Origin of the sequence: Ectopseudomonas composti (genome assembly GCF_001567565.1) — a bacterium.
GTDB lineage: Bacteria > Pseudomonadota > Gammaproteobacteria > Pseudomonadales > Pseudomonadaceae > Aquipseudomonas > Aquipseudomonas composti_A.
In genome coordinates, this window is the sequence record NZ_LSSW01000029.1 from 310,604 (window position 1) to 333,794 (window position 23,191).

At 62.1% G+C, this 23,191-nt stretch carries 21 protein-coding genes; 15 read left to right on the plus strand and 6 right to left on the minus strand.

The features are described 5' to 3' along the window. Nucleotides 1-3: 3 nt before the first annotated feature. Nucleotides 4-1,143, minus strand: a complete 1,140-nt coding sequence (gene lldD / locus PCLY_RS17960) for an FMN-dependent L-lactate dehydrogenase LldD (protein WP_061240979.1) — start codon at nt 1,141-1,143, stop codon at nt 4-6. A gap of 85 nt (nt 1,144-1,228) precedes the next feature. After that, complete coding sequence (locus tag PCLY_RS17965) at nt 1,229-2,923, minus strand: L-lactate permease (RefSeq protein ID WP_061240980.1); 1,695 nt, start codon at nt 2,921-2,923, stop codon at nt 1,229-1,231. A gap of 295 nt (nt 2,924-3,218) precedes the next feature. Between PCLY_RS17965 and PCLY_RS17970 the strand changes: the two genes are divergently transcribed. Beyond that, nucleotides 3,219-3,986 carry an FCD domain-containing protein gene (locus tag PCLY_RS17970; RefSeq protein WP_061240981.1) on the plus strand — a complete coding sequence of 256 codons (768 nt, stop codon included), beginning with the start codon at nt 3,219-3,221 and terminating at the stop codon, nt 3,984-3,986. A 55-nt stretch (nt 3,987-4,041) separates the two neighbouring features. On the opposite strand, the gene smpB is transcribed toward PCLY_RS17970, so the two are convergent. Then, a complete protein-coding gene (gene smpB / locus PCLY_RS17975; protein WP_037001574.1) occupies nt 4,042-4,524 on the minus strand; it encodes an SsrA-binding protein SmpB in 483 nt (160 codons plus the stop codon). Between the two features lie 128 nt (nt 4,525-4,652). Between smpB and PCLY_RS17980 the strand changes: the two genes are divergently transcribed. Genes PCLY_RS17980 through PCLY_RS17990 form a run of 3 tightly spaced genes read left to right on the plus strand, consistent with a single transcriptional unit; the run spans nt 4,653 to nt 6,804 of the window. Next, a complete protein-coding gene (locus PCLY_RS17980; RefSeq protein ID WP_061240982.1) occupies nt 4,653-6,056 on the plus strand; it encodes a sodium-dependent transporter in 1,404 nt (467 codons plus the stop codon). Next, nucleotides 6,057-6,491 carry a type II toxin-antitoxin system RatA family toxin gene (locus PCLY_RS17985; RefSeq protein WP_061240983.1) on the plus strand — a complete coding sequence of 145 codons (435 nt, stop codon included), beginning with the start codon at nt 6,057-6,059 and terminating at the stop codon, nt 6,489-6,491. Then, complete coding sequence (locus PCLY_RS17990; protein WP_061240984.1) at nt 6,484-6,804, plus strand: RnfH family protein; 321 nt, start codon at nt 6,484-6,486, stop codon at nt 6,802-6,804. The genes PCLY_RS17985 and PCLY_RS17990 overlap by 8 nt, the downstream gene beginning before the upstream one ends. 78 nt (nt 6,805-6,882) lie before the next feature. Here PCLY_RS17990 and PCLY_RS17995 read toward each other — a convergent pair whose 3' ends face one another. Further along, a complete protein-coding gene (locus tag PCLY_RS17995; RefSeq protein ID WP_061240985.1) occupies nt 6,883-7,401 on the minus strand; it encodes an outer membrane protein assembly factor BamE in 519 nt (172 codons plus the stop codon). 94 nt (nt 7,402-7,495) lie between these two features. On the opposite strand from PCLY_RS17995, the gene fur reads away from it, so the two are divergent. Then, nucleotides 7,496-7,900, plus strand: coding sequence for a ferric iron uptake transcriptional regulator (gene fur / locus PCLY_RS18000; RefSeq protein ID WP_037001567.1), 405 nt, complete (start codon nt 7,496-7,498; stop codon nt 7,898-7,900). Between the two features lie 112 nt (nt 7,901-8,012). On the opposite strand, the gene recN is transcribed toward fur, so the two are convergent. After that, a complete protein-coding gene (gene recN / locus PCLY_RS18005) occupies nt 8,013-9,689 on the minus strand; it encodes a DNA repair protein RecN (protein ID WP_061240986.1) in 1,677 nt (558 codons plus the stop codon). Between the two features lie 158 nt (nt 9,690-9,847). Here recN and grpE point away from each other — a divergent pair, with 158 nt between their 5' ends. The 8 genes from grpE to PCLY_RS18045 all read left to right on the plus strand — a co-directional run bounded on the left by grpE (nt 9,848) and on the right by PCLY_RS18045 (nt 20,044). Further along, nucleotides 9,848-10,417 (plus strand): nucleotide exchange factor GrpE, encoded by a 570-nt coding sequence (grpE, locus tag PCLY_RS18010; RefSeq protein ID WP_061240987.1) that lies wholly within the window; start codon nt 9,848-9,850, stop codon nt 10,415-10,417. Between the two features lie 99 nt (nt 10,418-10,516). Continuing rightward, nucleotides 10,517-12,436, plus strand: a complete 1,920-nt coding sequence (dnaK, locus tag PCLY_RS18015; RefSeq protein ID WP_061240988.1) for a molecular chaperone DnaK — start codon at nt 10,517-10,519, stop codon at nt 12,434-12,436. A gap of 135 nt (nt 12,437-12,571) precedes the next feature. After that, nucleotides 12,572-13,705 carry a molecular chaperone DnaJ gene (gene dnaJ, locus PCLY_RS18020; RefSeq protein WP_061240989.1) on the plus strand — a complete coding sequence of 378 codons (1,134 nt, stop codon included), beginning with the start codon at nt 12,572-12,574 and terminating at the stop codon, nt 13,703-13,705. A 47-nt stretch (nt 13,706-13,752) separates the two neighbouring features. Beyond that, nucleotides 13,753-14,556: a 4-hydroxy-tetrahydrodipicolinate reductase gene (gene dapB / locus PCLY_RS18025; RefSeq protein WP_061240990.1), complete on the plus strand. Its 804-nt coding sequence runs from the start codon at nt 13,753-13,755 to the stop codon at nt 14,554-14,556. Between the two features lie 190 nt (nt 14,557-14,746). Beyond that, complete coding sequence (carA, locus tag PCLY_RS18030) at nt 14,747-15,895, plus strand: glutamine-hydrolyzing carbamoyl-phosphate synthase small subunit (protein ID WP_061240991.1); 1,149 nt, start codon at nt 14,747-14,749, stop codon at nt 15,893-15,895. A 36-nt stretch (nt 15,896-15,931) separates the two neighbouring features. Further along, complete coding sequence (gene carB / locus PCLY_RS18035; protein ID WP_061240992.1) at nt 15,932-19,153, plus strand: carbamoyl-phosphate synthase large subunit; 3,222 nt, start codon at nt 15,932-15,934, stop codon at nt 19,151-19,153. Continuing rightward, entirely contained in the window at nt 19,150-19,626 is a 477-nt protein-coding gene (greA, locus tag PCLY_RS18040) for a transcription elongation factor GreA (RefSeq protein WP_061240993.1), read from the plus strand. Before carB ends, greA begins: the two co-directional genes overlap by 4 nt. Further along, a complete protein-coding gene (locus PCLY_RS18045; RefSeq protein ID WP_061240994.1) occupies nt 19,604-20,044 on the plus strand; it encodes a hypothetical protein in 441 nt (146 codons plus the stop codon). The genes greA and PCLY_RS18045 overlap by 23 nt, the downstream gene beginning before the upstream one ends. Before the next feature lie 30 nt (nt 20,045-20,074). Here PCLY_RS18045 and yhbY read toward each other — a convergent pair whose 3' ends face one another. After that, nucleotides 20,075-20,386, minus strand: coding sequence for a ribosome assembly RNA-binding protein YhbY (gene yhbY / locus PCLY_RS18050; RefSeq protein WP_061240995.1), 312 nt, complete (start codon nt 20,384-20,386; stop codon nt 20,075-20,077). Between the two features lie 90 nt (nt 20,387-20,476). On the opposite strand from yhbY, the gene rlmE reads away from it, so the two are divergent. Further along, complete coding sequence (rlmE, locus tag PCLY_RS18055; RefSeq protein WP_061240996.1) at nt 20,477-21,100, plus strand: 23S rRNA (uridine(2552)-2'-O)-methyltransferase RlmE; 624 nt, start codon at nt 20,477-20,479, stop codon at nt 21,098-21,100. 173 nt (nt 21,101-21,273) lie between these two features. Further along, nucleotides 21,274-23,187, plus strand: coding sequence for an ATP-dependent zinc metalloprotease FtsH (gene ftsH, locus PCLY_RS18060; RefSeq protein WP_061240997.1), 1,914 nt, complete (start codon nt 21,274-21,276; stop codon nt 23,185-23,187). The last annotated feature ends 4 nt before the right edge of the window (nt 23,188-23,191 follow it).

Sequence of the window (23,191 nt, forward strand, 5' to 3'; positions counted from 1 at the left end):
GGTTCAACGCTCCTTTACCAGCAAATCCGGGGTGATCTCGGCGATGGACTTGGCGCCGGTCAGGACCATGGCCACGCGCATTTCCTTCTCGATCAGGTCGAGCAGGTTGCTCACGCCAGCACCACCGGCTGCGGCCAGGGCATAGAGGAAGGCGCGTCCGAGCAGTACGGTGTCGGCACCCAGGGCGAGCATGCGCACCACGTCTAGGCCGGTGCGGATGCCGGAGTCGGCGAGAATCTTCAGCTCGCCCTTGACCGCATCGGCAATGGCCGGCAGCGCGCGGGCGCTGGACAGCACACCGTCGAGCTGACGACCGCCATGGTTGGAGACGATGATGCCGTCGGCGCCGAAGGTCACTGCGTCACGCGCGTCTTCCGGGTCGAGAATGCCTTTGATCACCATCGGGCCGTCCCAGAAATCGCGGATCCACTCCAGATCCTTCCAGGAAATCGACGGGTCGAAGTTGGCGCCCAACCAGCCGATGTAGTCGGCCAGGCCGGTCGGGTTACCGCGGTAGGCGGAGATATTGCCCAGGTCATGCGGCTTGCCCAGCAGGCCGACGTCCCAGGCCCACTGTGGGTGAGTCATGGCCTGCAGCATGCGGCGCAGTGCGGCGTTCGGGCCACTCATGCCGGAATGGGCGTCGCGGTAGCGTGCGCCGGGTACGGGCATGTCGACGGTGAACACCAGGGTCGAGCAGCCGGCCGCCTTGGCGCGCTCCAGGGCGTTCTTCATGAAGCCACGGTCTTTCAGTACGTAGAGCTGGAACCACATCGGCCGGTCGATGGCCGGCGCCACTTCCTCGATCGGGCACACCGAGACCGTCGACAGGGTGAAGGGTATGCCCTTGGCCGCTGCCGCCTTGGCAGCCTGCACTTCACCGCGACGGGCGAACATGCCGGTCAGGCCGACCGGGGCCAGGCCGACCGGCATCGACATCTTCTCGCCGAACAGCTCGGTGGACAGGTCAAGCTCGGCCATGTTCTTCAGCACGCGCTGGCGCAGTTCGATGTTCGACAGGTCCGCGACGTTGCGGCGCAGGGTGTGCTCGGCGTAGGCGCCGCCATCGGCATAGTGGAACAGGAAGGGCGGCAGCTTGCGCTGGGCCGCGGCGCGATAGTCGGTAGAGGCAGAAATGATCATGGGCTCATCCTGTTACTGAAAAAGGGGAAGCGTAGCCTGACGGCAAGAGCCCCGGCTCGGCCGGGGCGCATTCGACGGGTTGTGTTCAGCGCACGACCAGCGGGTCGCTGACGCCCAGCACGTAGATCGCGACCAGCGCGATGATGCCGGTGAACAGCACGTAGTACAGCGTCGGCCAGATGGTCTTGCGCAGGGTACTGCCTTCGCGGCCGAGCAGGCCAACGGTGGCCGAAGCCGCGACGACGTTGTGGATCGCCACCATGTTGCCGGCGGCAGCGCCAACGGCCTGCACTGCGACGATCAGCGCGCTGGAAATACCCAGGCTGCTGGCGACGCCGAACTGGAACTGGCTGAACATCATGTTGCTGACCGTGTTGGAACCAGCGATGAAGGCACCCAGGGCGCCGATGCTCGGTGCCAGCAGCGGGTAGATGCCGCCAACGCTGTCGGCCACCCAGCGGGCCATGAGAATCGGCATGCTGGCCAGCTCGGCACCGTTGACGCCGGAGTTGATCAGGATGCGCACCATCGGCACGGTGAACAGCAGCACGAAGCCGGCGCTGAGCAGCACGCTGGAAGATTCCTTGACCGCCTTGCCCAGATCACGGGCCTTCATGCCATGCAGGAAGAAAGTGGCCAGGACCACCGCGACCAGGATGCCGCCTGGCAGATACAGCGGCTGGAAGTTGGCGCTGACGCCGGCCTCGCCCAGCAGGTCGGGGAAGTTCACCACCACCGCTTTCAGCGCGTTGCCCACGCTCGGGAATACGCGGCTGATCACCAGCAGCGCGCCGACCAGAACATAGGGCAGCCAGGCGCGCAGTGCGCTCATCGGCTTGGCGGTCAGTTCGTCCAGCTTCATCTCGACGGTGCCCAGCCATTCGCTCGGCCATTTGTCCGCCGGGGCGAAGTCCCAGGTCTTGCTCGGTACCAGAAATCCGAAACGTGCGGCGCTGGTGACGATGGCGAGGCCGATCAGGCCGCCGAGCAGCGACGGGAATTCCGGGCCCAGGAACACACCGGTGAGGGCATACGGCACGACGAAGGCCAGGCCGGCGAAGATCGCGAACGGCAGCACTTCCAAGCCGGCTTTCCAGCTTTTCTCCTGACCGAAGAAACGGGTCAGCATCATCGCCATGATGGTCGGCATGACCACGCCGACGATGGCATGGATGATCGCCACTTCACTGGTGATCAACTGCAGGAACTGCGCCCAGGACGAGCCTTGTTCGACCAGATGAGCGCCGATTGTGGCGGTGTCGAGGCCGGTGTTGACGCCGACGATGATCGGCGTGCCGACCGCGCCGAAGGATACCGGCGTGCTCTGTACCAGCATGCCCATCAGCACCGCAGCCATGGCCGGGAAGCCGATGGCGACCAGCAACGGCGCTGCGATGGCCGCCGGCGTGCCGAAGCCCGAGGCGCCCTCGATGAAGCAGCCGAACAGCCAGGCGATGATGATTGCCTGGATGCGGCGGTCGGGGCTGATAGTGGCGAACCCGGCGCGGATCGCGGTGATACCGCCGGAGTGCTTGAGGGTGTTGAGCAGCAAGATGGCGCCGAAGATGATCCACAACAGCCCGAGCGTGATTAGCAGGCCTTGCAAGGTCGAGGCGAGCACGCGGTTGACGCTCATGTCCCAGGCGAACAGGCCGACGGCGGCGGTAACCAGGTAGACCAGCGGCATGGCGTGTTTGGCCGGCCAGCGCAGGCCAATCAGTAGAACGGCAGCAAGCAGAATCGGCGAGAACGCCAGCAGGGCGAGAATTCCGTTGGACATTGGGACTTACTCCACACGAGCGCGCGGCTGGCGCGGCAGGGATGAGGCGTGATCGAACAGGCTTGCAGCGTGTTGGGCTGTCATGGCGTGACCTCGATGGATTGTTGTTCTTGTTGGTTAAATTGGTAATACCAATTTACAAAGTAGCGGGCTCAGGTTAAAAGTTGCTCAATGGGCTGTCAAATCGAGATGCTAAGACTTTGGTCGTAGAGTGCTTGCTTGTTCGGCACGGAAGGGCGCTATAGGCTTGCGCTGTGAGGCCTTGGGCCTGGTCAAACCAATGGAGATGAGGGCGATGGAAGTAGGTCTGGTTCGGCAGCGGCGTCTTTCCGATGACATCGTCGCGCAGCTGGAAACCATGATTCTCGAAGGCACCTTGCGCGCCGGTGAGCGCTTACCTGCCGAGCGTGCGCTGGCCGAGCAGTTTGGCGTCTCGCGTCCATCCTTGCGCGAGGCGATCCAGAAGTTGGTAGCCAAGGGCTTGCTGGTCAGTCGTCAGGGTGGTGGTAACTACGTCGCCGAATCGCTCGGCTCGACCTTCAGCGACCCGCTGCTACAGCTGCTGGAGCACAAGGAAGATGCCCAGCGAGACCTGCTGGAGTTCCGCCATACGCTGGAGGGCTCCTGCGCCTACTACGCGGCCAAGCGCGCCACCGATATCGACCGCCAGCGTCTGGCCGAGGCGTTCGAGGCCTTGCAGGATTGCTATGCGCGGGTCGGCAAGGTGACCCGCGCCGAAGAGGGCGCGGCGGATGCTCGGTTTCACCTGGCAATTGCCGAGGCCAGTCACAACGCGGTCCTGTTGCACACCATTCGTGGCCTGTTCGACCTGCTCAAGCGCAACGTCGTGACCAATATCGGCGGCATGTACGCGCAGCGTGAAGAGACGCGCGACATGCTGATCAACCAGCACCGGGCGCTGTACGAGGCGATCATCGAAGGTCGCGCGGAGGATGCGCGCGACCTCTCCAACCAGCACATCGACTATGTGCAGGAAGTGCTCTCGGAAGTGCAGTTGGAAGCCCAGCGGGTGGCGCGTGCACAACGCAGGCAGGGGCTTTAGACATCAGCGCAGGCGATCATGTCGAGCATCATCGCCTGCGCGGTGAAGCGGGCGTTTAGTCTTCCTTGCCCTTGCTGCGCATCGCGCGTTGAACCTCGCGATCGGCGTCACGTTCCTTCTCGGTGTGACGCTTGTCGAAGTCCTTCTTGCCCTTGGCCAGGGCAATCTCGCACTTGATCAGATGCTGCTTCCAGTACAGCGACAGCGCTACGGCGGTGTAGCCCTTCTGCTGCACGGAGCCGAACAGCTTTTCCAGCTCGCGCTTGTTCAGCAGTAGCTTGCGCGTGCGGGTCGGGTCCGCGATGACGTGAGTGCTGGCGGTTTTCAGTGGCGTGATGTGGCAACCCATCAGCCAGGCCTCGTCGTCCTTGAGCAGCACGTAACTGTCGACCAGCTGTGCCTTGCCGGCACGCAGACTCTTCACTTCCCAGCCGGACAGCACCAGGCCGGCCTCGAACTTGTGTTCGATGAAATAGTCATGCTGCGCCTTCTTGTTCAGCGCGATGGTGCCTTGGGGATGTTTCTTTTGCTTAGCCATAGGGCGCGCATTATAGGGAGTCGTCCGCGCCTGCGCCATGGGCGCTTTGCCGAGCCAAACTTGAGCCCGTGCAGCTAATCTCCGACAATGCGCGATCTTTTTTCCCGCAGTCTGGGGTCTTGGCCGCAATGGCGAGCGACAAAGTTTCAATTCATGGTGCCTGGGCCAGTCGCTGGGTGTTCATTCTGGCGGCCACCGGTTCGGCTGTAGGCCTCGGCAATATCTGGAAGTTCCCGTACATGACCGGGGTCTATGGTGGCGGTGCGTTCGTCGTCATGTACCTGTTCTGCATCGCCCTGGTGGGCGTGCCGATCATGCTGGCGGAAACCCTGATCGGCCGCCGTGGCCGGCAGAGCCCGGTCAACGCAATGAAGAGCCTGGCCTTGGAGGCCGGCGCCTCGAAGCACTGGTCACTGGCCGCGCTGATGGGCATGGTCGCTGCGCTGCTGATACTGTCCTTCTACAGCGTGGTGGCTGGCTGGTCGCTGGACTACATCCTCAGCATGGGGCGTGGCGACTTCACCGGCATCAGCGCCGACGGCGCCGGTGCGGCGTTCGGTGGGCTGACTGCCGACCCGTGGCGACTGACGCTGTGGCACAGCCTGTTCATGCTGGGGACCGCGTTCGTCATCGCCAAAGGCGTGGTGGCCGGGCTGGAGCGCAGCCTGCGCATCATGATGCCCCTGCTGTTCGTGCTGCTGCTGGTGTTGCTGGGCTACAGCTTCAGCACCGGGCATTTTCGCGAAGGTTTCGACTTCCTCTTCCATTTCGATCCCAGCAAGGTGCAAGGGGGCATTCTCGCCGCCATGGGCCATGCGTTCTTCACCCTGAGCGTCGGTGTCGGTTCGATCATGGTCTACGGCGCCTATATGCCGAAGAAGGCTTCGATTGGCGCAACGGTGCTGACTGTCGGCCTGCTCGATACGCTGGTGGCGCTGACCGCCGGCATGGCGCTGTTCCCCATCGTGTTTGCCGCCGGGCTCGAGCCGGGAGGCGGGCCGGGGTTGATGTTCGTGACGCTGCCGATCGCCTTTGGCAACATCGCCTTCGGCCAGGTGATGGGCCTGATCTTCTTCGTGCTGGTGGCCGTGGCGGCCTGGAGTTCATCGATCTCCATGCTGGAGCCAGCCGTTGCCTACTTCGTCGAGAAGACCGGGCGCAGTCGCGTCAAGGTCACCGCCGTGCTGGCGCTGTTTTGCTGGCTGATGGGGATGGGCACGGTGCTGTCGTTCAATTTGTGGGCCGAGGCCAAGTTCTTTGTCTTCGCCGAGGACGGCTTCCATCTGCTGCAGTGGGGCGTCGAGGGCGGCAAGACCTTCTTCGACAGCATCGATTACCTCACCAGCCGTATCCTGCTACCGCTGGGTGGCCTGGCGTTCGCCATGTTCGCCGGTTGGGCGCTGAACCGCGAAGCGGTGCGCGAAGAGTTGGCCATCAGGAGCCCGCTGCTGTTCAATCTGTCTCTCTGGCTGATTCGCGTCGTGGCGCCGATCGGCGTACTGATCGTTTTCATCGCGGAGCTGAGCAAGTAAATGACTACTCGAATCCAGCGCTCGGCGTTGTTGCCTTACCCGGCGCAAGCGCTGTTTGATCTCGTCAACGATGTCGCCAGCTACCCGCAGTTCCTGCCCTGGTGCCGCTCCAGTGAGGTGCTGGAGGTCAGTGAAACGCATATGCTGGCCAGCCTCGAAGTCGCCAAGGGCAGCATCGGTCAGCGTTTCGTTACGCGTAATGTGCTGACGCCTGGCCAGCGTATCGAGATGAATCTGCAGGAAGGGCCTTTCACCAGCCTCAACGGCGTGTGGGAATTCAAGGCGCTGGGTGACAAGGCCTGCAAGATCAGTCTGGACCTTACCTTCGACTATGCCGGGCCTCTGGTGCGCGCCACATTGGGCCCATTGTTCAATCAGGCGACCAACACCATGGTCGACGCCTTCTGCCAGCGAGCCAAGCAGTTGTATGGATAAGCCGAGCATCGTCATCGAGGTGGTCTACGCGCTGGCCGAGCGGCAGAAGCTGCTGCGTTTTTCCGTGCCGGCTGGCACCACGGTGCGTGAGGCTGCGCTGCGTTCCGGTATGCAGCAGTTCTTTCCCGAGCTGGACCTGAACCAGGCGCCACTGGGTATTTTCGGCAAGGCGGTCGGCAAACCGGAGGAGCGTGTGCTGGAGGAGGGCGAGCGTGTCGAGATCTATCGGCCGTTGATCGCCGACCCCAAGGAAGTGCGCAAGCAGCGCGCGGCCAAAGCCAAGGCCAGGGAAGAGGGCGAAGAACCCGCCTGATGATTGCCGTCGTTTGGCTGATCAGGCGGCAGATACGAAAAAGCCCGGATTCGCTCCGGGCTTTTTAGTGTCCGCGTGTTACTGCGGATCGGTGTCCAGCGGCTCCGGCGTCGGCACCGGGACGGTCTCGACCTGGTCCACTTCGCGCTGGATCTGCTCCAGCAGCGAGCCGGGTGCTGGCGGCGTTTCATCCTGCGGTTTGGCTTGCGGCTGAGCACTGCTGGTGTCGCTGTCTTCGCCCATGATCGCCTGATCACGGCTGACGCCGGGCATGAAATCGCCGGCCAGGCCAACCAGCTGGTCGCTGCCGTCGAATACCAGGCTGACGCGTTCCTGCAGGCGCTGACCGCCGCCCGGCTGGATGCTGTACAGATAATCCCAGCGATCGGCATGGAAGGTGTCGGTGATCAGCGGGTTGCCCATGATAAACCGCACTTGGCGCCGGGTCATTCCTGGGCGCAGCTGGTCTATCATGTCCTGTGTCACGACATTGCCCTGTTGAATGTCGATCTTGTAAACCCCGGGGAATGAACAACCGGCGAGTGCGAAGAGCCCGGTCAGCGACAGGCTGGTCAGCAAGAGCTTGGTTTTTTGCATCGGAGGGTGACTTCCACTATCTTGGGCAACTTGAACCCCGGATCATACCCGTATTGAAGGGTGCTGCGAAGCAGCATCCATGAGAAAGCAGACCATGGTTGAAAATAACGAACTGCGCAAAGCTGGACTGAAGGTGACCCTGCCACGGGTCAAAATCCTGCAAATGCTGGATAACGCCGAGCATCGCCACATGAGCGCTGAGGATGTCTACAAGGCGCTGATGGAGGCCGGTGAAGACGTCGGACTGGCTACCGTATACCGCGTCCTGACCCAGTTCGAGGCTGCTGGCCTGGTGGTGCGTCACAACTTCGATGGCGGCCATGCCGTATTCGAACTGGCGGACAGCGGCCATCACGACCATATGGTCTGTGTCGATTCCGGTGAGGTGATCGAGTTCTTCGACGCCGAGATCGAGAAGCGCCAGAAGGAGATCGTGCGTGAGCATGGCTTCGAACTGGTCGATCACAACCTGGTGCTGTACGTGCGCAAGAAGAGCTGATGCTTCTGCGGCAATGAAAAAAGGCGACCTTCGGGTCGCCTTTTTGCTGTGTCGTAGCCTGGATGCAAGCCGGGGGAATGATGCTTCTGCATCGTTTCCGGGCTGCGGCGTTTCAGGCCGCCTGGGCGCTGGTCACCATCTTGCGCGCATGAGCGAGGGATTCCTCGGTCAGGTCGACGCCGCCGAGCATGCGGGCGATCTCCTCGACGCGACCGCTCTCATCCAGTTTGCTCACGGCGGTGGAGGTGGCGTCCTCACCGCGGCGCTTGTGCACGAATAGATGCTGATGGCCTTGTGCGGCAACCTGCGGCAAGTGAGTGACGCACAGTACCTGGCCTCGTTCGCCGAGGCGGCGCAGCAGTTGGCCGACCACTTCGGCGGTTGGCCCGCCGATGCCGACATCCACTTCGTCGAATACCAGGGTCGGTACCCGCGAGGTTTGCGCGGTGATCACCTGGATCGCCAGGCTGATACGCGACAGTTCACCGCCAGAGGCGACCTTGGCCAGGCCGCGCAGTGGCTGACCGGGGTTGGCGCTGACCAGGAACTCGACCATCTCCAGGCCATTGGCATGCGGCTCTTCGCTGTTCATCGTCTGCAGCTGGATGTTGAAGCGCCCACCTGGCATGCCCAGCGCCTGCATCTCCTGTTCTACGGCGGCAGACAGGCGCTCGGCGGCATTGCTGCGCAGCGAGCTGAGTTCCGTGGCCTTTTCCTGATAGTGGCGCTCGTAGGCGGCCAGTTCCTCGGCCAGGCGTTCGCTGGCCTGGTCATCGGCATTGAGGCTTTCCAGTTCATCGAACAGCTTTTGCTGCAGGGCCGACAGCTCGGTGGGCTGGATGCGGTGCTTGCGCGCCAGGGTGTAGATGGTGTCCAGGCGTTCTTCGAGAAACTGCTGGCGCTGCGGGTCGGCGTCGAAGTGGTCGACGAAGCGGTTGAGCTCGCCAATGGCTTCTTCCACCTGAATCTGGGCGCTGGCCAGCAGGTTGCTGGCTTCACCGAGGGCGCCACCCTGGCCACCGAAGGCACCCAGGCGGTTGAGGCTGGCGGTCAGTGCTGACAGGACGTTGCCGGCATCGCTTTCGCTGCACAGCTCGAGCACTTGGCGACAGGCTCCGATCAGGGCTTCGGCGTTGCTCAAGGTCTTGTGTTCCTGCTCCAGTTGCTCCAGTTCGTTGTCACCAAGGGCGAGGTTATCCAGCTCTTCCAACTGGTAGCTGAGCAGTTGATGGCGGGCGCGTTGCTCGTCACCCTGGCTGGAAATGCGTTCCAGCTCGTTACGTGTCTGCTTCCAGCGCTGTGCAGCGAGTTGCACCTGGCGCGCCAGTTCCTGACTGCCGGCGTATTCGTCGAGCAGGCGGCGGTGGGTGTCGCTCTTGAGCAGCGACTGGTGTTCGTGCTGGCTGTGGATGTCGATGATCAGCTCGCCCAGGGCCTTGAGGTCGGCCTGTGGGCAGGGGCTACCGTTGATGTAGCCGCGTGAGCGACCTTCGGCGGTAATCACGCGACGGAGGATGCACGGGCCGTCGTTGTCCAGGTCACGTTCCGCGAGCCAGGCGCGAGCTTCGGGAATGTCCGCCAGGTCGAAGCTGGCGAGAATGTCCGCCTTGTCGCTGCCAGGGCGCACCACGCCGCTGTCGGCGCGATCGCCCAGGCACAGGCCCAGGGCGTCGAGCATGATCGATTTGCCGGCACCGGTCTCACCGCTGATGGCGCTCATGCCGGCATCCAGTTCGAGATCCAGGTGGTCGACGATGGCGTAGTTGTGAATGGACAGGTGCACCAGCATGGCGAACGCTCCCGAATTAAGGTCTGGTTATTTATACAGTGTTTTTTCTTTTCCTGGCAATCCTCGTCTATCGCCCCTTGAAAGCTGTGGAATTGACTCCATATAGGCGGCAGGAGTGCGAGCCGGACTCGCGCCGATTCATTCGATAGGAGATAGGCATGGCTGACGAACAGAACCTGGATACGCAGAACCCCGAGACTCAGGCGGCCGAGAACGCTGCGTCGAGCGACGACCTGGCGGCTCGCGTACAGGCCCTGGAAGAGCAGCTGGCTGCGGCGCAGGACCAGTCGCTGCGCGTAGCGGCCGAGCTGCAGAACGTGCGCCGTCGCGCCGAGCAGGACGTGGAGAAGGCGCACAAGTTCGCGCTGGAAAAATTCGCCAATGACCTGCTGCCGGTGGTCGACAGCCTGGAACGTGGTCTGGAGCTGTCCAGCCCTGACGACGAAGCCATCAAGGGCGTGCGTGAGGGCATGCAACTGACCCTCAAGCTGTTCATTGACACCCTGGCGCGCCACCAGCTGGAAGCGGTCGATCCGCACGGTGCCCCGTTCAATCCGGAGCATCACCAGGCAATGGCGATGGAAGAAAGCGCCAAGGTCGAGCCGAACTCGGTGCTCAAGGTGTTCCAGAAGGGCTACCTGCTCAATGGTCGCCTGCTGCGCCCGGCCATGGTCGTGGTCAGCAAGGCGCCGACCACGCCGCCGCCATCCATTGACGAGCAGGCTTGAAATTCTCGGCAGCGCCCCCATTTCTAAGTCAAGCGTTTTAGTGCTACCGGCGCCTACGAAACCAGGCGGCGGAAAAATCAAAGTTTCGGGAGAATTTTCATGGGTAAAATCATCGGTATCGACCTGGGGACCACCAACTCCTGCGTCTCCATTCTGGAAAACGGCAACGTCAAGGTGCTCGAGAACGCTGAAGGCGCTCGCACCACGCCGTCCATCATCGCGTACGCCAACGACGGCGAAATCCTGGTTGGCCAGTCGGCCAAGCGCCAGGCTGTGACCAACCCGCACAACACCCTGTACGCGGTGAAGCGCCTGATCGGTCGTCGTTTTGACGAGGATGTCGTGCAGAAAGACATCCAGATGGTGCCGTACAAGATCGTCAAGGCTGACAACAGCGACGCCTGGGTCGAGGTCAACGGCCAGAAGATGGCGCCGCCGCAGATCAGCGCCGAAGTGCTGAAGAAAATGAAGAAGACCGCCGAGGACTACCTGGGCGAGCCTGTGACCGAAGCGGTGATCACCGTTCCGGCCTACTTCAACGACAGCCAGCGCCAGGCCACCAAGGATGCTGGTCGCATCGCCGGTCTCGACGTCAAGCGCATCATCAACGAGCCGACCGCGGCTGCGCTGGCCTACGGCATGGACAAGGCGAAAGGCGACCACACCGTGATCGTCTATGACTTGGGTGGCGGTACCTTCGACGTGTCGGTGATCGAGATCGCTGAAGTCGACGGCGAGCACCAGTTCGAAGTACTGGCCACCAACGGTGACACCTTCCTCGGTGGTGAGGACTTCGACATTCGTCTGATCGACTACCTCGTCGACGAATTCAAGAAAGAAACCGGCATGAACCTCAAGGGCGACCCGTTGGCCATGCAGCGCCTGAAGGAAGCTGCCGAGAAGGCCAAGATCGAGCTGTCCTCGAGCCAGCAGACCGACGTCAACCTGCCGTACATCACTGCAGATGCCTCCGGTCCGAAGCACCTGAACGTGAAGATTTCCCGCTCCAAGCTGGAGTCGCTGGTCGAGGATCTGGTGCAGCGCACCATCGAGCCGTGCCGCACTGCGCTGAAGGACGCCGGTATCGACGTCAGCAAGATCGACGACGTGATCCTGGTCGGCGGTCAGACCCGCATGCCGCTGGTGCAGAAGACCGTTGCCGAGTTCTTCGGCAAGGAGCCGCGCAAGGACGTCAACCCGGACGAAGCCGTGGCCATGGGTGCTGCCATTCAGGGCGCGGTGCTGGCTGGTGACGTCAAGGACGTGCTGCTGCTGGACGTTTCTCCGCTGACCCTGGGTATCGAAACCATGGGCGGTGTGATGACTGCGCTGATCGAGAAGAACACCACCATCCCGACCAAGAAGTCGCAGGTGTTCTCCACTGCTGATGACAATCAGAACGCCGTGACCATTCACGTGCTGCAGGGTGAGCGCAAGCAGGCCGCGCAGAACAAGTCCCTGGGCAAGTTCGACCTGGCCGAGATTCCGCCAGCTCCGCGTGGTGTGCCGCAGATCGAAGTGACCTTCGACATCGATGCCAACGGCATCCTGCATGTGTCCGCCAAGGACAAGGCCACTGGCAAGCAGCAGTCCATCGTGATCAAGGCCAACTCCGGTCTGTCCGAGGAAGAAATCGAGCAAATGGTGCGTGATGCCGAGGCCAATGCCGAGGAAGACCGCAAGTTCGAAGAGCTGGCCACTGCGCGCAATCAGGGCGATCAGCTGGTGCATGCCACCCGCAAGATGCTCACCGAGGCTGGCGACAAGGCCACTGGCGAAGAGAAAGCGGCCATCGAGAAGGCCATTGGCGAGCTGGAAGTTGCCGTGAAGGGCGACGACAAGGAAGCCATCGAAGCCAAGATGAACGCGCTGTCCGAGGCCACCACGCCGCTGGCGCAGAAGATGTACGCCGAGCAGCCGCAAGGTGGTGCCGCCCAGGCTGACGCTGGCGATGCCAAGGATGCCGCCGGTGACGACGTGGTCGACGCTGAGTTCGAAGAGGTCAAGGAGAACAAGTAAGGGATGCGGCCTGCTCAGCGGGCCGCCTCTTCTTTACGCTCCACCGTCGCTCGCGACGGGCAGGATTCGCCGCGCGGGAGCCTTCTCCCGCGTCGGCGTATCTGGAGCTCACGAATCTGAGAGTGCAGCACTACTATGGCAAAACGTGACTATTACGAGATCCTGGGGGTCGAGCGCGGCGCCAGCGAGGCCGAGCTGAAGAAGGCCTATCGGCGCCTGGCGATGAAGTATCACCCGGACCGCAACCCGGACGACAAAGACGCCGAAGAGAAATTCAAGGAGGCCAACGAGGCCTACGAAGTGCTCTCCGACGCCAGCAAGCGTTCGGCCTATGACCAGTATGGTCATGCTGGTGTCGATCCGCAGATGGGCGCAGGTGGTGGTGCCGGTTTCGGCGGCGCCAACTTCTCCGACATCTTCGGTGACGTGTTCAGCGATTTCTTTGGCGGCGGTGGCGGACGTGGTGGTTCGCGCGGCGGTGCCCAGCGTGGCTCTGATCTGCGCTACACCCTTGAGCTGGACCTCGAAGAAGCCGTGCGTGGCACCACCGTGACCATTCGCGTGCCGACTCTGGTTGGTTGCAAGACCTGCGATGGTACGGGCGCCAAGAAGGGCACCAGCCCGGTCACCTGTACCACCTGTGGTGGTATCGGCCAGGTGCGCATGCAGCAGGGTTTCTTCTCCGTACAGCAGACCTGCCCGCGTTGCCACGGCAGCGGCAAGATGATCACCGATCCCTGTGGCAGTTGCCATGGTCAGGGGCGAGTGGAAGAGAGCAAGACGCTGTCGGTCAAGGTGCCGGCAGGTGTCGATACCGGTGATCGCATTCGCCTGTCCGGTGAGGGTGAGGCGGGGGCGCATGGCGGCCCGGCCGGTGACCTCTATGTGGTGGTCAACGTGCGTGAGCATGCGATCTTCCAGCGCGACGGCAAGCATCTGTACTGCGAGGTGCCGATCAGCATCGTCGATGCGGCGCTGGGTGGCGAGCTGGAAGTGCCGACCCTCGATGGCCGGGTCAAGCTGAAGATCCCTGAAGGCACGCAGACCGGCAAGCTGTTCCGCCTGCGTGGCAAGGGCGTGGCCCCGGTGCGCGGTGGCGCGGCCGGCGATCTGATGTGTCGGGTGGCGGTGGAGACGCCGGTCAACCTGAACAAGCGTCAGCGCGAGCTGCTCGAAGAGTTCCGCAAGTCGCTGCAGGGCGACGACTCCCACTCGCCCAAGGCCAGTGGCTGGTTCGAAGGCGTCAAGCGCTTCTTCGGCGACGTTTAATCCCAAAGCGCCCCGGCATGGCCGGGGCGACAGCTTGGAGCTGATGTATGCAACGTATTGCAGTGATGGGCGCCGCCGGGCGCATGGGCAAGACCCTGATCGAGGCCGTGAGCCAGGCTGAGGGTGCGCAGCTCAGCGCCGCCATCGACCGTGCCGACAGCAGCCTGATCGGCGCCGATGCCGGTGAGCTGGTCGGTCTGGGCAAGGTCGGTGTGGCCCTGGCGGGCGATCTGGCAGCGGTTGTCGATGATTTCGACGTGCTGATCGATTTCACTCATCCGTCGGTGACGCTGAAGAACCTGGAAGTCTGCCGCCAGGCGGGCAAGGCCATGGTCATCGGCACCACGGGTTTCACGCCGCAAGAGAAGCAGCAACTGAGCGAGGCGGCCAAGCAGATACCCATCGTCTTCGCTGCCAACTTCAGTGTCGGCGTCAACCTGTGTCTGAAGCTGCTGGATACCGCGGCTCGCGTGCTGGGTGATGACGTGGATATCGAGATCATCGAGGCTCACCATCGGCACAAGGTCGATGCACCGTCCGGCACGGCGCTGCGCATGGGTGAAGTGGTCGCCGATGCACTGGGGCGTGATCTGCGCAAGGTTGCCGTCTACGGCCGTGAAGGCCAGACCGGTGCGCGTGAGCGTGAAACCATCGGCTTCGCCACTGTGCGCGCCGGTGATGTGGTCGGTGATCACACCGTGCTGTTCGCCGCTGATGGCGAGCGCGTGGAGATCACTCACAAGGCCTCCAGTCGCATGACCTTCGCCAAGGGCGCGGTGCGTTCGGCGTTGTGGCTGCAGCAGCGTTCACCTGCGCTATACGACATGCAGGACGTGTTGGGCCTGAGTTGACGCAAATGTGTGACTGAAGCGTCTTATCGGGTGGACCGAAAAAGGGTTCTCCTGTAAGCTTCCTGTTTTAGTGTGTCCACTAAAAGTTACGCAGAATGGCTCAAATAAAAAAGCGGGATGACCTTCACACGTCATCCCGCTTTTTTACAACCTGCGTTTGCTTCAAGCCTTGATCGAGACGGAGGTCTTCTTGACTAAGCCAGCCCCCAAACCTGCCATTTTGGCCCTTGCTGACGGCAGCATTTTTCGCGGCGATTCCATCGGGGCCGATGGCCAGACGATCGGAGAGGTGGTGTTCAACACCGCCATGACCGGCTATCAGGAAATCCTTACCGATCCATCCTATGCCCAGCAGATCGTTACCCTGACTTACCCGCACATCGGCAACACCGGCACCACCCCGGAAGACGCCGAGTCCAATCGTGTCTGGGCCGCTGGCCTGATCATTCGCGACCTGCCGCTGATTTCCAGCAACTGGCGCGACAAGCAGCCGCTGGACGAGTACCTGAAAGCCAACGGCACCGTCGCCATTGCCGGCATCGATACCCGTCGCCTGACCCGCATCCTGCGCGAGAAGGGTTCGCAGAACGGTTGCATCCTGGTGGGTGATGACGCCACCGAAGAGAAAGCGCTGGAGCTGGCACGCGGCTTCCCAGGCCTCAAGGGCATGGACCTGGCCAAGGTGGTCAGCTGCACCGAGCGCTATGAGTGGCGCGAAAGCACCTGGAATCTGCAGAGCGACAGCCATCCGGAAATCCCGGCCAGCGAGCTGCCTTATCACGTGGTCGCCTATGACTACGGCGTGAAGCTGAACATCCTGCGCATGCTGGTCGAGCGTGGCTGCCGCCTGACCGTGGTGCCTGCGCAAACTCCGGCCAGCGACGTGCTGGCGCTCAATCCCGATGGCGTGTTCCTGTCCAACGGCCCTGGCGATCCCGAGCCGTGCGACTACGCGATCAAGGCGATCAAGGACGTTCTGGAAACCGATATTCCGGTGTTTGGCATCTGCCTTGGCCACCAGTTGCTGGCTCTGGCCTCCGGCGCCAAGACCCTGAAGATGGGCCACGGCCACCACGGCGCCAACCACCCGGTGCAGGACCTCGACAGCGGCGTGGTAATGATCACCAGCCAGAACCACGGTTTCGCCGTGGACGAGAGCAGCCTGCCGGGCAACGTGCGCCCGATCCACAAGTCGCTGTTCGACGGCACCCTGCAGGGCATCGAGCGCACCGACAAGGACGCCTTCAGCTTCCAGGGTCACCCAGAGGCGAGCCCAGGCCCGCACGACGTGGCTCCATTGTTCGACCGCTTCATCGAAGCCATGGCCAAGCGCCGCTAAGCCTGCCGACTGACCCAAGGATTCGAGAGTAAGAAAATGCCAAAACGTACAGACATCAAAAGCATCCTGATCCTCGGCGCCGGCCCCATCGTCATCGGCCAGGCCTGCGAGTTCGACTACTCCGGTGCCCAGGCGTGCAAGGCGCTGAAGGAAGAAGGTTTCCGCGTCATTCTGGTGAACTCCAACCCGGCCACCATCATGACCGACCCGGCCATGGCCGACGCCACCTACATCGAACCGATCAAGTGGGCCACCGTGGCCAAGATCATCGAAAAGGAGCGTCCGGATGCACTGCTGCCGACCATGGGCGGCCAGACCGCGCTGAACTGCGCGCTGGATCTGGAGCGCCACGGCGTGCTGGAGAAATTCGGCGTCGAGATGATCGGTGCCAACGCCGACACCATCGACAAGGCCGAAGACCGTTCGCGCTTCGACAAGGCGATGAAGGACATCGGCCTGGCCTGCCCGGTATCCGGCATCGCCCACAGCATGGAAGACGCCTACGGCGTGCTGGAGAAGGTCGGCTTCCCGTGCATCATCCGTCCGTCCTTCACCATGGGCGGCACCGGCGGCGGCATTGCCTACAACCGTGAAGAATTCGAAGAAATCTGCGCCCGTGGTCTCGATCTGTCGCCGACCAGCGAACTGCTGATCGACGAGTCGCTGATCGGCTGGAAGGAATACGAGATGGAGGTGGTCCGCGACAAGAAGGACAACTGCATCATCGTCTGCTCCATCGAGAACTTCGATCCGATGGGCGTGCACACCGGTGACTCGATCACTGTCGCACCGGCACAGACCCTGACCGACAAGGAATACCAGATTCTGCGTAACGCCTCTCTGGCGGTACTGCGTGAGATCGGTGTGGAAACCGGCGGCTCCAACGTGCAGTTCGGCATCTGCCCGAACACCGGGCGCATGGTCGTGATCGAGATGAACCCGCGCGTATCGCGCAGTTCGGCGCTGGCCTCCAAGGCCACCGGCTTCCCGATCGCCAAGATCGCCGCCAAGCTGGCCGTCGGCTACACCCTCGATGAGCTGTCCAACGACATCACTGGTGGTCGTACCCCGGCGTCGTTCGAGCCGGCCATCGACTACGTGGTGACCAAGGTTCCGCGTTTCGCCTTCGAGAAATTCCCCAAGGCCGATGCGCGCCTGACCACCCAGATGAAGTCCGTGGGCGAGGTCATGGCCATCGGTCGCACCTTCCAGGAGTCGATGCAGAAAGCCCTGCGTGGCCTGGAAGTCGGCGTTGCCGGCTTCGATCCGAAGCTCGACCTGAACGACCCGGAAGCCGAAAGCACCCTGCGCCGCGAGCTGACCGTACCCAGCGCCGATCGCATCTGGTACGTGGCCGATGCCTTCCGTGCCGGCAAGACCGTCGCCGAGGTGTTCGAGCTGACTCGCATCGACGAGTGGTTCCTGGTGCAGATCGAAGATCTGATCAAGGACGAGGCGACCGTTCAGACTCTGGGTCTGTCCTCCATCGACTATGACCTGATGTTCAAGCTCAAGCGCAAGGGCTTCTCCGATGCGCGTCTGGCCAAACTGCTGGGCGTTTCCGAGAAGAGCCTGCGCGCTCACCGCCACAAGCTGAAAGTGCTGCCGGTGTACAAGCGCGTGGACACCTGCGCCGCCGAGTTCGCCACCGACACCGCCTACATGTACTCGACCTATGAGGAAGAGTGCGAGGCCAATCCGTCGACCCGCGACAAGATCATGATTCTCGGTGGCGGCCCCAACCGTATCGGTCAGGGCATCGAGTTCGACTACTGCTGCGTGCACGCGGCGCTGGCCATGCGTGAAGACGGTTTCGAGACCATCATGGTCAACTGCAATCCGGAAACCGTCTCCACCGATTACGACACCTCCGATCGTCTGTACTTCGAGCCGGTGACCCTGGAAGACGTGCTGGAAATCGTCCGCGTCGAGCAGCCCAAGGGCGTCATCGTCCAGTACGGCGGCCAGACTCCGCTGAAGATCTGCCGCGCGCTGGAAGAAGCAGGCGTGCCGATCATCGGCACCAGCCCTGAGGCCATCGACCGCGCCGAAGACCGCGAGCGCTTCCAGCAGATGGTGCAGCGCCTGAACCTGCGTCAGCCGGCCAACGCCACTGCGCGCAGCGAAGACGAGGCCCTCGCGCTGTCCAAGGGCATCGGTTACCCGATGGTGGTGCGTCCGTCCTACGTACTGGGCGGACGGGCGATGGAAATCGTCTACCAGGAAGAAGAGCTCAAGCGCTACATGCGCGAAGCGGTGAAGGTCTCCAACGACAGCCCGGTGCTGCTCGATCGCTTCCTCAACTGCGCCATCGAAGTGGACGTGGACGCGGTCAGCGACGGCGAAACCGTGGTCATCGGTGCGATCATGCAGCATATCGAACAGGCTGGCGTGCACTCCGGTGACTCCGCCTGCTCGCTGCCGCCATACTCGCTGCCGGCACACATCCAGGACGAGATCCGCGAGCAGGTCAAGAAAATGGCCCTGGAACTCGGCGTGATCGGCCTGATGAACGTGCAGATGGCCGTGCAGGGCGAGGACATCTACGTCATCGAAGTGAACCCGCGTGCCTCGCGTACCGTGCCGTTCGTTTCCAAGTGCATCGGCGAGTCGCTGGCCAAGGTGGCCGCGCGCGTCATGGCCGGCAAGACCCTGGCCGAAGTGGGCTTCACCAAGGAAATCATCCCGCCGTTCTTCAGCGTCAAGGAAGCGGTGTTCCCCTTCGCCAAGTTCCCGGGTGTCGACCCGATCCTCGGCCCAGAGATGAAGTCCACCGGTGAGGTGATGGGTGTCGGTGACAGCTTCGGCGAGGCCTTCGCCAAGGCGCAGCTGGGTGCCAGCGAGATCCTGCCGAACTCCGGTTGCGCTTTCATCAGCGTACGCGAGGACGACAAGCCGGAAGCTGTTCAGGTCGCTCGCGATCTGGTCGCGCTGGGCTTCGAGGTGGTCGCCACCGCAGGCACCGCCAAGGTGATCGAGGCTGCCGGTCTGCCGGTACGCCGGGTGAACAAGGTGACCGAAGGTCGTCCGCATGTCGTCGATATGATCAAGAACGACGAAGTTACCTTGATCATCAATACCACCGAGGGGCGTCAGTCCATCGCTGACTCCTACTCGATCCGTCGTAACGCCCTGCAGCACAAGATCTACTGCACCACCACCATCGCGGCGGGGCAGGCGGTCTGTGAGGCGCTCAAGTTCGGTCCCGAGAAGACCGTGCGCCGACTGCAGGATCTGCACGCAGGAATCAAGGCATGAATAAATACCCAATGACCGTCCAGGGCGCTCGCGCCCTGGAAGAAGAGCTGGCGCACCTGACCAAGGTGCGTCGCCCCGCTCTGAGCCAGGCGATTGCCGAGGCTCGCGAGCTGGGTGACCTCAAGGAAAACGCCGAATACCATGCTGCCCGTGAAGAACAGGGCATGGTCGAGGCACGTGTGCGTGATATCGAGGGTCGCCTGCAGAATGCGGTGATCATCGACGTCACCACCATTGCCCATACCGGCAAGGTAATTTTCGGCACCACTGTGGAAATCGCCAATGTCGAAACCGACGAGAGCGTGACCTACCAGATCGTCGGTGAAGACGAAGCCGACATCAAGCAGGGCAAGATTTCCGTTGGCTCGCCCATCGCTCGTGCCCTGGTGGGCAAGAGCGAAGGTGATGTGGTGACGGTGCAAACCCCCAGTGGCCTGATCGAGTACGAGATTGTCGAAGTCCGTCACATCTAAACCACATCAACCGTCGCGGGCCGCTGCCGTCAGTTGGCAGCTGGCCCAGACCCTCTGGGTCGGCGGTCTGTGGTTGTTGCAATTCGTCATTCTGCCGGCCATCGGTCAGATCGGCCTGGCGCCTCTGCTGACGCAGGAAATAGCCGAACGGCTGGTGCCACTGCTGATCGGCCTGACGGCCGTGTGCGTAGCGCTGCAGGCGTTTGCCTTGCTGCGCGGCGACGGGCTTTCGAGTCTGGTGCGTGATATGCGTGGGCAGTTGCTGTTGACCGTTGCGGCCATGGCCCTGAGTTACTTCGTGGTCCTGCAGTACTGGCCCGAGGCCGAATACTGGCTACGCTTCAGCTACTTGGTGATGGCATTCTGCGGGCTGCTGCTGGTGCTGCAACCGGTTCCAGGTAAATCGCGCGGCGCCTGACGTCGACAGTGCAGGCGCTGCACGCAGTCGTCAGCCCTGATAGCGAATCACGTTGGACAGGTTGCGATTCGGCTTGGGGTTCTTGCGATAGAGCAGGGCGACCTTGCCGATGGACTGGACCAGCTCGGCCCGTCCGCTTTGGCACAGGGCTACGATGGCAGCCTGGCGATCTTCGCGTTCGCTGAGGCGCAGCTGTACCTTGATCAGTTCGTGATCGTTCAGGGCGCGGTCCAGCTCGGCCAGCACGCCTTCGGTCAAACCATTGTCAGCCACGATCAATACAGGTTTCAGGTGGTGGCCGATAGATTTGAATTGTTTCTTCTGCTCTTGAGTGAGCGGCATAATCGTTAGTACCTAATTCGGTCTGGAAAACGGCGCCTATCTTACCCGAGCCCGCGCAGTTATTCATGACCCGTTGAGTTCGAGGTTTCAGTGGCACGTTCCAAGACCAGCCAGCGTTGGCTGAAAGAACATTTCGACGATCCTTACGTGAAGATGGCGCAGAAGGACGGCTATCGGTCGCGCGCCAGCTACAAGTTGCTGGAAATCCAGGAGAAGGATCGCATCCTGCGCCCCGGTATGACCGTGGTCGATCTTGGTGCTGCGCCGGGGGGATGGTCGCAGGTCACCAGCCGAGTGATTGGTGACAAGGGACGTTTGATCGCGTCCGATATTCTGGAAATGGACGCGATTCCCGACGTTACCTTCATTCAAGGCGATTTTACCGATGATGCGGTGTTCGCCCAGCTTCTCGAGGCCATCGGGGAAAATCCGGTCGACCTTGTTATTTCCGATATGGCCCCCAATATGAGTGGGGTAAGAACCGCTGACCAGGCGCGTGCGATGTACCTGTGCGAGCTCGCGCTGGACCTGGCCGGACGTGTCTTGCGTCCAGGTGGTGATTTTTTGATCAAGATTTTCCAGGGCGAAGGCTTCGATGCGTACCACAAGCAGGTGCGTGAAACCTTCGACAAGGTACAGATGCGCAAGCCACTGTCTTCGCGTGATCGCTCGCGTGAGCAGTATCTGCTGGCGCGTGGTTTCCGCGGGGCGTGAGTTGAAACTGGTGGCCGCCACGTCGGTCTCAGTGGCAAAGGTCTCATAAAGGGTTACAGACGGTGCCTGCGGGACGCGGGCGTTTGGTGTAAGTTAGGTCGGTATATCATTGGTCGTCATGGGAAGCCTGCTTCGCCACGAGGCCTGCTTCAGAGGGTAGCTAATTGAACGACATGGCAAAGAATCTGATCCTGTGGCTGATCATCGCGGCGGTGCTGGTTACCGTGATGAACAACTTCTCCAGCCCGAGCGAGCCGCAGACCCTGAGCTACTCGCAATTCATCGAGCAGGTGAAGGAGGGGCGCGTCGAGCGCGTCACCGTCGACGGTTACGTGATCACCGGTAAGCGCACCGATGGCGAAGGCTTCAAGACCATTCGTCCGGCGATTCAGGATGGCGGTCTGATCGGCGACCTGATCGACAACAACGTGGTCATCGAAGGCAAGCAGCCTGAACAGCAGAGCATCTGGACGCAGCTGTTGGTGGCAAGCTTCCCGATTCTGGTGATCATCGCCGTGTTCATGTTCTTCATGCGCCAGATGCAGGGCGGTGCCGGAGGCAAGGGCGGGCCGATGAGCTTCGGCAAGTCCAAGGCACGTTTGCTCTCAGAAGACCAGGTCAAGACCACCTTCGCCGACGTCGCCGGTTGCGACGAAGCCAAGGAAGAAGTCAGCGAGCTGGTCGAGTTCCTGCGTGATCCGGGCAAGTTCCAGCGTCTGGGTGGCCGGATTCCGCGTGGCGTCCTGATGGTTGGCTCGCCGGGTACCGGTAAGACCTTGCTGGCCAAGGCCGTGGCCGGTGAGGCGAAAGTGCCGTTCTTCACCATTTCCGGTTCCGACTTCGTCGAGATGTTCGTCGGTGTGGGTGCCAGCCGTGTGCGCGACATGTTCGATCAGGCCAAGAAGCACGCCCCCTGCATCATCTTCATCGACGAGATCGACGCCGTTGGTCGCCATCGTGGCGCCGGCATGGGCGGCGGTCACGACGAGCGCGAGCAGACCCTCAACCAGCTGCTGGTTGAGATGGATGGCTTCGAAATGAATGACGGCATCATCGTCATTGCCGCCACCAACCGTCCTGACGTACTGGACCCGGCGCTGCTGCGCCCTGGTCGTTTCGATCGCCAGGTGGTGGTCGGTCTGCCGGATATCCGTGGTCGCGAGCAGATTCTGAAGGTGCACATGCGCAAGGTGCCGATGGGTGACGACGTCAATCCGGCTGTCATCGCGCGCGGTACTCCGGGTTTCTCCGGTGCCGATCTGGCAAACCTGGTCAACGAAGCATCTCTGTTCGCCGCTCGCTCTGGCAAGCGCCTGGTGGAAATGAAGGAGTTCGAGCTGGCCAAGGACAAGATCATGATGGGTGCCGAGCGCAAGACCATGGTCATGTCCGACAAGGAGAAGCTCAACACCGCTTACCACGAGGCCGGTCACGCCATCGTCGGTCGCCTGGTGCCCGAGCATGATCCGGTCTACAAGGTCTCCATCATTCCGCGTGGTCGTGCCTTGGGTGTGACCATGTTCCTGCCGGAAGAGGATCGTTACAGCCTCAGCAAGCGCGCCCTGATCAGTCAGATCTGCTCGCTGTTCGGTGGGCGTATCGCCGAGGAGATGACCCTTGGTTTCGATGGCGTCACCACGGGCGCCTCGAACGACATCATGCGCGCCACGCAGCTGGCCAAGAACATGGTCACCAAGTGGGGCTTGTCGGAGAAGCTGGGTCCGTTGATGTACGCGGAAGAAGAGGGTGAAGTGTTCCTCGGTCGCAGCATGGGTAGCCAGAACAGCAATGTTTCCGGCGAGACTGCCAAGCAGATCGACGAGGAAGTGCGCCGCATCATCGACGAATGTTACGCCACCGCCAAGCAGCTGCTGGTGGAAAACCGCGGCAAGCTCGATGCCATGGCAGAAGCGCTGATGAAGTACGAAACCATCGATGCTGAGCAGATCGAAGACATCATGAGCGGTCGCGAGCCCCGTGAGCCGCGTGGCTGGGGCGGTGGCGACGACTCCGGTGCGCCGCAAGCCAAGGTCGACGAACCCAGTCTTCCCGAGAAGCCCATCGGTGGGCCGGCGGCCGAGCACTAAGGTC